This is a genomic window from Enterococcus sp. DIV1208 (genome assembly GCF_050530455.1).
Lineage (GTDB): Bacteria > Bacillota > Bacilli > Lactobacillales > Enterococcaceae > Enterococcus_B > Enterococcus_B hirae.
In genome coordinates, this window is sequence record NZ_CP172887.1 from 2,719,386 (window position 1) to 2,732,201 (window position 12,816).

The following is a 12,816-nucleotide window of genomic DNA, read 5'->3' on the forward strand; positions in this document are numbered from 1 at the left end:
TTCCCTCCTATTAGATTAAGTTTGTAATGTCTAAAACTTCTGGTTGTTGTGCTGCATGTGGATGCTCAGCTCCAGCGTATACATTCAATTTTGTAAATTGTTTGCGGCCTAAAGTATTTTTAGGAAGCATTCCTTTTACAGAAGTTTCGATCAAACGACGAGAATTTTTAGCACGCAATTCACCAGCAGTGATTGATTTCAATCCTCCTGGGTAGTTGCTGTGACGGTAATAAATTTTATCAGTCGCTTTTTTACCTGTTAATTTCACTTTATCTGCATTGATTACGATGACGAAATCGCCAGTGTCCAAATGAGGTGTGAAAGTTGGTTTATTTTTACCACGTAGTACAGATGCAACAACTGTTGAAAGACGTCCCAATGGAACATCAGTTGCGTCTACTACATACCATTTACGTTCTACTTCGCCTGGTTTGGCCATATATGTTGTACGCACGTTAGTTTCCTCCAATTTAAGTTCTGATGTTTGACATACACTTCGAGTTTCCGGGGCTCTTTGTGGGGCAAACAATACCATTTAACATATTACCTGCTAATCCCCTTAATGTCAACGTTTTTTCTTAGCAATCCAAAACTTTCGTTTTTATTGCACGTATCCTTGTGATGCACTCATTCTTTTTTAGAACGAAGAACGTTTCTTTCTCTTCTAAAATAAAAACTGCAAGGAAAATAACTTCCCTCGCAGTTTTTTTACTATTATATAATATCATCAGTTGATGATCATTTTACGCATCGATTTCTGGTGCTTTTCCTAAATGTGCTTGGATCATCCAGATTCGTTTTTCAGTCGCTGTTTTAAATTCGATAAAAATATCTTGTGTTGGGTCGTCGCCTTCCTCACCAGCTACTTCAATTCCTTTTTGGTAAAGGTCTGCCAAATAGCGGTAGCCTTTCACAAGAATTTCCAAGCGTTCTGGAATAGTCCGATCCCAATTGCCTACTTCGTCAGGAATATTGGTGTTGTCTGCAAATTCACGTAAGGTTGAATAAGGAGAACCATCTAGTGTGATCAAACGCTCTGAGATTTCATCTAATTGTTCATTCAAGTCATCCATAAATTCATCCATCATTGGGTGCAATGTCAAGAAACCTGGTCCACGCATATACCAATGTGTTTGGTGAACAACAACAGACATTTGACTCAAGTCTGCAACTAATTGATTTAATACTTCTTTTGTTTGTGGAAATTTCATTTTCTTTTCTCCTCCTAACTTTTGTCTACAATAAAAGCATAGTAAACTTTGAGACAAAAGTACAATAAAACCAATTAGTTGAGAACGATTTTCATCCTATCATTTCTTAGAAAAGACTTTCTATTGCTTTAGTCGTTTTTTCTAGTTCTTACACTATTCCTCTCTTATTCCGTCATTCTACTTTTTCATCCTATTTTTCATCCATAGTACTTAAAGTTTGACGTAAATGTGCTAAAGGCTGATAAGTTGCCGCTACTTGTTTTTGTGTTTCAACAAAAATCGGAAAGATTTTTTGATATGTCTCTTTGACCGTTTGTTGAACTGGTACTTGTGAAGCAAGCTGTACTTTTTCTATAGCTTCGCTTAAATCAGTGATCTTCCCGATACTTTGCCACCCTAAGAAAACGGCTCCTAAAGCGGAGGCTTCAGACACCGCCGGGAAAATGAGCGGATACCCCAAAACGTCAGCCATTAATTGGCGAAAGACAGGCGATTGTGAGAATCCGCCTGTAGCTCTGATTTCTGTTAATTGATCTTCTGAACAAACTCCTGTCAAAATCCTTTTTAAATTGAAACAAATTCCTTCTAGAATAGCTCGCATCATTTCTTTTTCCGTGTGGTCTCTTTGCAAACCTAAAAAACTCCCAGAAGCTTCTGCCTCCCATAGAGGAGCTCGTTCTCCTAATAAATAGGGCTGAAAGAGTAATCCGTTCGCTCCTGGTGGGACAAACGTAATTGCTGAGAAAAGGGCATCGTAAGGATTTTCGCCTTGATCAATAGCCGCTTGAGTTACTTCTTGCATCAAAGTTTGACTTGCCCAATCAAAAATTCCCGCACCATTACTTGTTGCGCCACCGACCACCCAGTGTGTACGATCCAGTACATAACAGAAGGTTTCCATCTCGGGATGTAGTTGTGGTTTGCCTGTAATAAATCTTAATGCCCCACTGGTACCGACTGTTAACGCAGCTATCTTTTCGCCAAATGCTCCCAGTCCTAAATTAGATAAAGGACCATCAGCACCACCTAAAACAAATGATATATCATTTTCTAATCCTAAAATTTCTTGTTTTTCTTTTGATAATCCATTGAGTATCGTGGTTGACGGCATCACTTCAGGTAGTTGTTCTTGAGTGATTGATAAGTAATTTAACGCTTCTTCTGCCCATTTGAATTGATGGATATCAAAATAACCTGTGCCTGAGGCTGTACTGTAGTCGCAGACTAATTGTCCAAACAAACGGAAAAAGATATATTCTTTTATACTCACATAATACGCCACTTGCTTCGTTAGTTCTGGTTGGGTTTCGTTCAACCAATGGATTTTAACTAGTGGCGTCATTGGATGGATTGGGGTGCCTGTTTGTTGATAAAAGTGAAACCCTAGTTGGCTGTTTTTTAGTTTTTCAGCTTGTGTTTTCGCACGATTATCTGCCCAAGTGATCATACGGGTCAAAGGGTGTTTATTATCATCTAACAGAATCAAACTGTGCATCGCTGTTGAAAAGGCAATCACTTCTATAGTTGTCGACTTCGGTAACTGTTTGACGACTTCTTTGATTACTGTACATACACCGTGGAAGATCAATTCTGGGTCTTGTTCTGCCATTCCTGGTGCTTCTTGGATCATCGGATTTAGAAAATAAGCTGAAGCGATGACTTCAGCTTGCTCGTTGAATGCCACTGCTTTTGTTTGTGTCGTACCGATATCGACTCCGATCGAAATCTTCATTTTGTCACCTCTACTAAAAATAAATAAAATGGTTGTTATTGGCGTATCTTTCTTTAAAAGGAGGCCCTCGCTATGTTTCTCTATTTTATCATTGGTTGTTGCATTGGTTCGTTCTTATGCTTAGTGGCACAACGCCTGCCACAAGGACACTCTATTATTTACCCACGGTCTCATTGTGTCAACTGTCAGCATGTATTGGCTTGGTATGAACTGGTCCCATTGCTTTCCATCTGTTACCAACGTTTTCGTTGTCGAAACTGTCGCAGCAAGCTTTCACCGATTTATTTTATAGCAGAATGTATCGGTGGTTGTTTATCTGTTTGGCTATTTTATTTTTCACAGCGCCCAGACGGGTTACTTGTTTTTTGGTTTTTGTCAGCCTTTTTACTCTCTTTAATGAATAGTTTTTATTTGATGATCGAGGGAAGAACGCTTTATTTTATCTGGTTTATCTTATGGATGACTTGGTTGATCAAAGGAGAATTTCAATGGCTTAGTTTTGCTGTTTTATTCTTGATCAGTTTTTTCCTTACTCGTTACGGGAGTGAATGTTTAGGTTTAGGTGATGTTTTATTACTTTTAAGCTGGAGTGGCGGTCTAACTCTCAATCAACTGATGCAACTCCTCTTTCTTGCTAGTTTATTGGGATTACTTTTTTTCTTTATTTTTCTCTCTCACGATAAAAAATCTAAAAGAGTACCTTTTGTGCCTTTTTTGAGTGTCGCACTTTTTCTCCTTCATGTGTGGTAATTTAGTTGTCTATTTATTGGTTATCAACGATGCGATCCTTTTAACTGATGATGATTTGACGGACTTCGCTTATTTGCCTCATTACGTACGCTTTTGATAGCTTAGTATCTTTTCTGCTTGCTGTCATTCAACAAACGATAATGAACCTTGATTTATAAAAAAATGGATCAACCAGATGGCCGATCCATTGACACTTAGATAACTTTACCTAAAAATTATAAAAACCACTAAATTCACAGCAAGCCAAAGCATAGCCAGTTTTTATCCCTAACTGAAATTCTTCAAAATGCAATGTGTCTTATTTTCCAGACCAATGTTTTCGTAAAAAACTCCCTCGTCCAGACCCTTCTCGGTAAAGATTATAGTGGACTTTGTTCTTCTTATAATAGTCTTGATGATACTCCTCAGCGGGATAAAACTCACTTCGGGGTTCGATTTTTGTGACAATCGGACGATCGAATCGACCACTTTCTTGTAGTTGTTTCTTTGATGCTTCAGCGATTTCACGTTCTTCTTCATCGCTATAATAAATGACCGGTCGATAAGAGTCTCCGCGATCAGCAAATTGACCGAAAGCATCCGTTGGGTCTGTTTGTTGCCAGTAGATTTCGACTAACTGTTCATAAGAAACCAGAGACGGATCATACTCGATTTCTACCGCTTCCGTATGACCTGTCGTTCCTGTGGTTACTTGTTCATAGGTAGGATTTGGGACATGTCCTCCCGTATAGCCAGAGGTTACTGCTATGATTCCTGGCTGTGTTTCAAAAGGTTTGACCATGCACCAAAAACAACCACCTGCAAAAACTGCTTTTTTCGTCATATAAAATCCCCCTTTGTCTTTCATCATACCTTGATTTATAAAAGGGTGATACTGTTTTGCTTACCTTCGAAACGAATAAACAAAGAATCGATACTCCTATACTTACCTGCTTGCTTTATTAAGATAGAGTATTGCAGTATTTTCTTTTTTACTAATCTTTTCATTGATTTGATTTTTTTATCCATCTATTTAAAAGTATATACAATACTCCTAGGACTTAAACCTAAACGCCATTTATTGTTCTCACATTTTTTACATTTATTGAAAGAAATAATCATTTTACCCCCTCCCGGTATTTTTATCAATTTTTCCTATTTCCTTTCTCTTTTGTGGATAACTTTCTTTTCCCTCTCAACTGTTTTTTCCACAATAGAGAATAAACGGTTTTTCTTTTTCCTTGTGGATAGTTCTTTTATATTATACTTTTCCACAGATTTTGAATTAACAACCGCTAAAATTTTTAACTGCAGGATGGCACGTTATGCCAAAAAAAATAATTTCACTGATAAAATTCAACAAATTTTACCAAGTAAGTCAGTAAAGAATTCTGGTACGCTAGTAGATCAAGACAACCCAAAAAATCTACTTGAAAAATTGATTCTCAATACCACACATCCTTCGTCCCAACAAGCACTCACATCACTTACTGAAACATTTGGTTCACATTCGATCATGTATCGCTTATTATCTGAAAAAATCTCAACCCATCCGCCCCTACATAGCAGTTTTACCTGAACGATGAACAAAAGTGATCTAGCACAGCAACCTTTAGCAAGTTTCACTAAGCAATTCAATGATTCACGGAACTAATTTTTTATATAAGTACAAAAATAAGAAAAAATGCTCGTCCGTAATGAACAAATTCTCAATTTCGTTTGTTTCTATCAACTTTAGCACGACAAAAAAAACAGAGCTAAGATGTTCATCTTAGCTCTGTTTGGTGTCACATTATTTTGTTTGTTCATTCATTGCATCTTCTGCAGCCATTTGTGCTTCGATGTCTGAAATACTATAAACATTTTCACTTGCAACACCGACTTCTTTTGGTTCCATGTTACGGTAACGAGCCATACCAGTACCAGCTGGGATGATTTTACCGATGATAACATTTTCTTTCAAACCAAGAAGTGGATCTTTTTTACCTCGGATCGCAGCATCAGTCAAGACACGAGTTGTTTCTTGGAAGGATGCAGCAGATAAGAAGCTGTTTGTTTCTAATGATGCTTTTGTAATACCTAGTAGGACTGGGCGAGATGTTGCAGGTACGCCTCCAGCTACCAATGTATTGTAGTTTTGGTCTTTGAAGTCAGCAATATCCATCAATGTACCTGGTAAGATATCAGTATCCCCTGGATCCATTACACGGACTTTACGTAACATTTGTCGAACCATTACTTCGATATGTTTATCGCCGATTTCTACCCCTTGCATACGGTATACACGTTGTACTTCGCGCAGCAAGTAGTTTTCAACTGATAATACATCACGAACTTGTAACAATTGTTTAGGATCGATTGAACCTTCCGTTAATGGTGCACCACGGTGGATCATATCGCCTTCAGCGACTTTCATACGTGCTGTATAAGGAACAGTATACGTACGTGTGTCGGTTTTCCCTTTGATTGTTACTTCTTTTGTACGAGTTGAAGCATCTTCTGAGATATCGATGACGTCACCAGTTACTTCGGTGATCACTGCTTGCCCTTTAGGATTACGTGCTTCAAAAATTTCTTGGACACGAGGAAGACCTTGAGTGATATCGTCTCCGGCTACCCCACCGGTATGGAAGGTACGCATTGTCAACTGAGTACCTGGTTCTCCGATTGATTGAGCGGCGATCGTACCAACTGCTTCACCAACTTCAACGTCAGATCCAGTTGCCAAGTTACGTCCATAACAGTGTTTGCAGACACCATGTTTTGTGTTACATGTGAAGACAGAACGGATTGTGACAGTTTCCACACCTGCATCCACGATTTGTTTTGCAATATCTTCTGAAATCAATTGGTTACCAGCGATGATCAATTCGTTCGTTTCTGGATCACGTACTTCTTTACGCGTGTAACGACCGATCAAACGATCTTCTAATGATTCAATGATTTCGTTTCCTTCACGAATCGCTTGGATTTCAAGACCGCGGTCTGTTCCGCAATCTTCTTCACGAATAATAACGTCTTGGGCAACGTCAACTAAACGACGAGTCAAGTAACCTGAATCGGCTGTCTTCAAGGCAGTATCGGTCATCCCTTTACGAGCCCCGTGAGTAGAGATAAACATTTCTAAGACAGAAAGTCCTTCACGGAAGTTTGAGATGATCGGTAATTCCATGATTCGACCATTCGGAGCAGCCATCAGTCCACGCATACCAGCAAGCTGAGTAAAGTTGGAGATGTTACCACGGGCCCCAGAGTCAGACATCATGAAGATTGGGTTTTTCGCTTCTAACCCTTCCATCAGTTTTTGTTGGATGCTATCTTTAGCAGCATTCCAAACAGCGATTACTCGTTCATAACGTTCGTCATCAGTAATCAATCCACGACGGAATTGTTTTGTAATTGTTTCAACTTGTTTATGGGCATTTTCAATGATTCCTTGTTTTTCATTCAGTACACTGATATCTGCGATACCTACTGTGATACCAGCATGTGTAGAATGTTTATACCCTAAGTCTTTCATTCGGTCAAGCATCTTAGAAGTTTCAGTTACTTTGAAACGTTTGAAGACTTCCGCAATGATATTTCCTAGATTTTTCTTCTTGAATGGTAAGACTAATTCTTGCTCTTTGATATGCGCAGGAATATCTGTACCTGCTTCAACAAAATATTTATCCGGTGTTTGTACCGTTAAGTTGAAGTCTGTTGGTTCATTCAAGTAAGGGAACTCTGGAGGCATGATCTCATTAAAGATGATCTTACCAACAGTTGTAATCATCGTACGTTCTTTTTGCCAGTCAGTAAATGGTTTTTCACCTAATGAATTAGGGTTCACACCGATACGTGAGTGTAAATGAACGTAGCCGTTACGCCATGCGATCACAGCTTCGTTTTGGTCACGGAAGACCATTCCTTCGCCTTCACGACCTTCTTCTTCCATTGTTAGGTAGTAGTTACCTAAAACCATATCTTGGGAAGGTGTTACAACTGGTTTACCGTCTTTTGGATTCAAGATGTTTTGAGCAGCTAGCATCAACATACGTGCTTCCGCTTGTGCTTCTTCGTTCAATGGTACGTGAACGGCCATTTGGTCTCCATCAAAGTCGGCATTATAAGCTTCACATACAAGTGGGTGCAAACGAATCGCACGGCCTTGCACTAAAACAGGTTCAAATGCTTGGATACCAAGTCTGTGTAGCGTAGGTGCCCGGTTAAGTAATACTGGGTGTTCTTTGATTACGTCTTCCAAGACATCCCAAACTTCGTCTTCTTGACGTTCGATTTTACGTTTCGCATTTTTGATGTTAGAAGCTAGTTCACGTTGAACCAATTCACGCATCACGAATGGTTTAAATAGTTCGATCGCCATTTCTTTTGGCAATCCACATTGATACATTTTCAAGAAAGGTCCTACAACGATAACGGAACGTCCTGAATAGTCAACACGTTTACCAAGTAAGTTTTGACGGAAACGACCTTGTTTCCCTTTCAACATGTGAGAAAGAGATTTCAATGGACGGTTACCTGGTCCAGTAACTGGACGGCCACGACGACCATTATCGATCAACGCATCAACAGCTTCTTGTAACATCCGTTTTTCGTTTTGGACGATGATTCCTGGAGCATTCAAATCTAACAAGCGTTTCAAACGGTTATTACGGTTGATTACTCGACGGTAAAGATCATTCAAATCACTTGTTGCAAAACGTCCACCTTCTAATTGCACCATTGGTCGTAAATCTGGTGGAATAACTGGAATAACGTCCATAACCATCCAACTTGGTTCATTTCCTGAAGCACGGAAAGCTTCTAAAATGTCCAAACGGCGGATCGCACGAGTCCGTTTTTGCCCTTGGGCAGATTTCAATTCTTCTTTCAATTCAGCTGCTTCAGCATCTAAATCAACACTGTCTAGTAATTGTTTGATTGCTTCTGCACCCATTGCTGCTTGGAATTCTTGTCCATATTGTTCACGTTTTTCGCGGTATTCACGTTCTGTCAACAATTGTTTTTTCTCTAAGTTGGTGTTTCCTGGTTCGATAACCACATATGAAGCAAAATAAATGATTTCTTCTAAGGCACGAGGACTCATGTCTAAAACAAGTCCCATACGAGAAGGAATTCCTTTAAAGTACCAGATATGTGAAACAGGTGCTGCTAATTCAATGTGACCCATACGTTCACGACGAACTTTTGAACGTGTCACTTCAACACCGCATCGGTCACAAACGATTCCTTTATAACGGATACGTTTGTATTTTCCGCAGGCACATTCCCAGTCTTTCGTAGGACCAAAAATCCGCTCACAGAACAACCCTTCGCGTTCAGGTTTTAAGGTACGATAGTTAATCGTCTCAGGTTTTTTTACTTCACCATAAGACCAGCTTCTGATTTTTTCGGGAGAAGCCAAACCTATTTGCATACTTTCGAATTTATTTACATCGATCAAAAGGGGTTCCCTCCATTTCGTTTAATGGCAAAACCGCAAGGCGGCTGATCATCGACCGCCTTACAGCTCATAGACCGGATTAGTCTAAGTTATCTTCTGCGGTTTCAAAGTTTTGGATGATATCTTGTCTTTCATCTTCCACTTGTTCAGCAGCTTTCTTTTCTAATTCTTTGGCTGTTTGCTGTTCAGCAAATTTTGTCAAAGCATCTACAGTGATCAAATCATCATCTTCGTCATCCATATCACGGAGTTCGATTTCAGAATCTTTGATATCCAAGACACGCATGTCTAATCCTAGTGATTGTAATTCTTTTACTAATACTCGGAATGATTCTGGTACACCTGGTTTTGGAATTGGTTCGCCTTTGACGATCGCTTCATAAGTTTTCACACGACCAACTACATCATCTGATTTGTATGTCAAGATTTCTTGTAAGGTATAAGCGGCACCGTAAGCTTCCAAAGCCCAAACTTCCATTTCACCAAAACGTTGTCCACCAAATTGTGCTTTACCACCCAATGGTTGTTGTGTAACCAATGAGTAAGGTCCGATTGAACGAGCATGCAATTTATCATCGACCATGTGAGCAAGTTTGATCATGTACATGACACCGACAGACACTCGGCCGTCAAATGGTTCACCTGTACGTCCGTCATAAAGGATGGTTTTCGCATCGCTAGCCATACCAGCTTCACGAACCGTTTCCCAAACATCCTCATCACTTGCACCATCAAATACTGGTGTTGCAACATGGATACCTAACTGACGAGCAGCCATCCCTAAATGCAATTCCAATACTTGTCCGATATTCATCCGTGATGGCACCCCTAAAGGATTCAACATGATATCGATTGGTGTTCCATCTGGTAAGAATGGCATATCTTCTTCCGGCATGATACGGGATACAACCCCTTTATTACCATGACGTCCGGCCATCTTATCTCCTTCATGGATTTTACGTTTTTGAACGATATACACACGTACAAGCATGTTTACGCCTGGTGATAATTCATCGCCGGCTTCACGAGTAAAGATTTTTACGTCGTGGACGATCCCGCCACCACCATGTGGTACACGTAATGAAGTATCACGGACTTCACGAGCTTTTTCACCAAAGATCGCATGTAAAAGACGTTCTTCAGCGGATAATTCGGTTACCCCTTTTGGTGTTACTTTACCAACTAGCAAGTCACCATCTTGGACTTCCGCACCGATACGGATAATACCCATCTCGTCTAGATCTTTCAAAGCATCTTCCCCAACGTTAGGGATTTCACGAGTAATTTCTTCAGGTCCTAATTTTGTATCACGAGCTTCTGATTCATATTCTTCGATGTGGATCGAAGTATAGACATCATCTTTTACAAGACGACGGCTCATGATGATCGCATCTTCATAGTTGTAACCTTCCCAAGTCATGAAACCAACTAAAACGTTTTGTCCTAGCGCCATTTCACCTTGTTCCATTGAAGGTCCATCTGCTAAAGTATCGCCTTTTTCAACTTTTTCGCCTAAATGAACGATTGGGCGTTGGTTGTAGCTTGTTCCTGAGTTTGAACGACGGAATTTTGTTACAGCGTATTTATCTAATGCACCGTTGTCACGACGAACACGAATCTCAGAGGCATCCACAAATTCAACGACACCATCATGTTTACATAGCAAAGCAGCTCCTGAGTCATGAGCTGATTTATATTCCATACCAGTACCAACCCATGGTGCTTGTGGATTGATCAATGGCACTGCTTGACGCTGCATGTTGGCACCCATCAAGGCACGGTTGGAGTCATCGTTTTCCAAGAAAGGAATACATGCTGTCGCTACCGCAACTACTTGTTTAGGTGATACGTCCATATAATCGACTTTATCGATTGAAACTTCTAAGTTTTCACTTTGCGCACGAGCCATAACAACGTCTTGTGCAAAAGTACCATCTTCATTTAATGGGCTATTTGCTTGGGCAACGATGTAGTGGTCTTCGATGTCAGCTGTTAGATAGTCGATTTGATCCGTTACACGACCAGTTTCACGATCAACACGACGGTAAGGAGTTTCGATAAATCCAAATTTATTAACTTTCGCATAGCTAGATAAACTATTGATCAACCCGATATTTGGTCCTTCAGGCGTTTCAATCGGACACATACGGCCATAGTGAGAATAGTGAACGTCACGAACTTCATAACCAGCTCGGTCACGAGTCAAACCACCAGGTCCTAAGGCTGAAAGACGACGTTTGTGTGTCAATTCCCCAAGTGGGTTCGTTTGATCCATGAACTGAGACAACTGAGAAGAACCGAAGAATTCTTTGATACTTGCAACCACTGGACGGATGTTGATCAATTGTTGTGGTGTCAATGTTTCTGTATCTTGGATCGACATTCTTTCACGTACAACACGTTCCATCCGAGCTAAACCGATACGGAATTGGTTTTGCAGTAATTCACCGACTGAACGGATACGACGGTTTCCTAAGTGGTCGATATCGTCCACGTTGCCGATCCCTTCCATCAAGTTTAAGAAATAACTCATTGATGCGATGATGTCTGCCGGACGAACAGTTTTCACAGCTGATTCTGGATAACCATTACCAATCACATTCACTTCACGTTCTGGGTCTTTTGGTGAAAAGACTTTGATTACTTGAACAGTCATTGGATCAGTCACAACACCATCTTCTGATGGATAGTAAGTCACTGAATTCAATCCATTATCAATGAAAGGTGCTAATGTTTCCATCACTTGGTGAGTCAACACAGTTCCTTTTTCAACGATGATTTCACCAGTTTCTGGATCAACCAATGTTTCTGCTAATGTTAAGTTCAATAGACGTGTTTTCAAGTCTAATTTTTTATTTACTTTATAACGACCAACGTTGGCTAAGTCGTAGCGTTTTGGATCGAAGAAACGAGCATTCAATAAGTTCCGAGAACTATCGGCTGTCTTAGGCTCGCCTGGACGTAGACGTTCGTAAACGTCTTTTAATCCTTCTTCTGTTCTTGAATCACTTGCATTTTTGTGCAAGTCTTTTTCAACTGTATTACGTAACGTTTCACTGTCACCAAAGATTTCAAAGATCGTATCATCCGATCCAAACCCTAGGGCACGAACTAACACAGTCAAAGGAATCTTACGGGTACGATCAATACGTACGTAAGAAATATCTTTTGCATCAGTTTCCATTTCTAACCATGCACCACGGTTCGGGATCACAGTTGAACCGAAACCTTCTTTTCCGTTTTTGTCTACTTTTCCATGGAAGTACACACCAGGTGAACGCACTAACTGAGAAACGATTACTCGTTCTGCTCCGTTGATAATGAATGTTCCTTGTTCAGTCATTAATGGGAAATCACCGAAGAAGACTTCTTGCGCTTTGATTTCACCTGTCTCACGGTTTGTTAGACGTAACGTTACATGTAATGGTGCAGAGTAATTTGCATCATGTGCGCGTGCTTCTGCTACCGTATACTTAGGTTCTTTCAATTCATAATCCACAAATTCCAAAGATAGATTGCCATTGAAGTCATCAATTGGCAAAATGTCTTCAAACATTTCTCTTAGTCCTTCATCTAGGAACCATTGGTAAGAGTCTGTTTGAATTTCGATCAAATTTGGTAATTCCAACACTTCACTGATTCGTGCGAAACTTCTACGTTCGCGATGTTTTCCGTACTTTACTACGTGTCCAGCCAAG

General features: G+C 40.1%; 8 protein-coding genes. 2 read left to right on the top strand and 6 right to left on the bottom strand.

Translation table 11 applies throughout. The annotated features are described in order from the left end of the window. Positions 1-10 precede the first annotated feature (10 nt). The 3 genes from rplM to IGK91_RS12640 form a co-directional block, all read right to left on the bottom strand. Positions 11-439: a 50S ribosomal protein L13 gene (rplM, locus tag IGK91_RS12630; RefSeq protein ID WP_034686358.1), complete on the bottom strand. Its 429-nt coding sequence runs from the start codon at positions 437-439 to the stop codon at positions 11-13. A 304-nt stretch (positions 440-743) separates the two neighbouring features. Then, entirely contained in the window at positions 744-1,211 is a 468-nt protein-coding gene (locus IGK91_RS12635; protein WP_010720679.1) for a Dps family protein, read from the bottom strand. 190 nt (positions 1,212-1,401) lie between these two features. Continuing rightward, positions 1,402-2,943, bottom strand: coding sequence for a gluconokinase (locus IGK91_RS12640; protein ID WP_181934153.1), 1,542 nt, complete (start codon positions 2,941-2,943; stop codon positions 1,402-1,404). A 72-nt stretch (positions 2,944-3,015) separates the two neighbouring features. Here IGK91_RS12640 and IGK91_RS12645 point away from each other — a divergent pair, with 72 nt between their 5' ends. Continuing rightward, positions 3,016-3,693 (top strand): prepilin peptidase, encoded by a 678-nt coding sequence (locus IGK91_RS12645; RefSeq protein WP_181934154.1) that lies wholly within the window; start codon positions 3,016-3,018, stop codon positions 3,691-3,693. 298 nt (positions 3,694-3,991) lie between these two features. Here IGK91_RS12645 and msrA read toward each other — a convergent pair whose 3' ends face one another. Continuing rightward, the gene (msrA, locus tag IGK91_RS12650; RefSeq protein WP_010737231.1) at positions 3,992-4,516 is read right to left on the bottom strand and encodes a peptide-methionine (S)-S-oxide reductase MsrA; all 525 of its coding nucleotides are present in this window, start codon (positions 4,514-4,516) and stop codon (positions 3,992-3,994) included. 471 nt (positions 4,517-4,987) lie between these two features. Here msrA and IGK91_RS12655 point away from each other — a divergent pair, with 471 nt between their 5' ends. Next, positions 4,988-5,251 carry a hypothetical protein gene (locus IGK91_RS12655; RefSeq protein ID WP_014834392.1) on the top strand — a complete coding sequence of 88 codons (264 nt, stop codon included), beginning with the start codon at positions 4,988-4,990 and terminating at the stop codon, positions 5,249-5,251. Positions 5,252-5,464: 213 nt separating this feature from the next. Here IGK91_RS12655 and rpoC read toward each other — a convergent pair whose 3' ends face one another. Continuing rightward, positions 5,465-9,118 (bottom strand): DNA-directed RNA polymerase subunit beta', encoded by a 3,654-nt coding sequence (gene rpoC, locus IGK91_RS12660; protein ID WP_010720683.1) that lies wholly within the window; start codon positions 9,116-9,118, stop codon positions 5,465-5,467. 79 nt (positions 9,119-9,197) lie between these two features. Further along, positions 9,198-12,815, bottom strand: coding sequence for a DNA-directed RNA polymerase subunit beta (gene rpoB, locus IGK91_RS12665; RefSeq protein WP_010720684.1), 3,618 nt, complete (start codon positions 12,813-12,815; stop codon positions 9,198-9,200). Position 12,816 lies beyond the last annotated feature (1 nt).

Bases quoted from the DNA above. Each gene is read 5' to 3' on its own strand.
- rplM (WP_034686358.1), bottom strand. From the start codon at position 439: ATGGCCAAACCAGGCGAAGTAGAACGTAAATGGTATGTAGTAGACGCA.
- IGK91_RS12635 (WP_010720679.1), bottom strand. From the start codon at position 1,211: ATGAAATTTCCACAAACAAAAGAAGTATTAAATCAATTAGTTGCAGAC.
- IGK91_RS12640 (WP_181934153.1), bottom strand. From the start codon at position 2,943: ATGAAGATTTCGATCGGAGTCGATATCGGTACGACACAAACAAAAGCA.
- IGK91_RS12645 (WP_181934154.1), top strand. From the start codon at position 3,016: ATGTTTCTCTATTTTATCATTGGTTGTTGCATTGGTTCGTTCTTATGC.
- msrA (WP_010737231.1), bottom strand. From the start codon at position 4,516: ATGACGAAAAAAGCAGTTTTTGCAGGTGGTTGTTTTTGGTGCATGGTC.
- IGK91_RS12655 (WP_014834392.1), top strand. From the start codon at position 4,988: ATGGCACGTTATGCCAAAAAAAATAATTTCACTGATAAAATTCAACAA.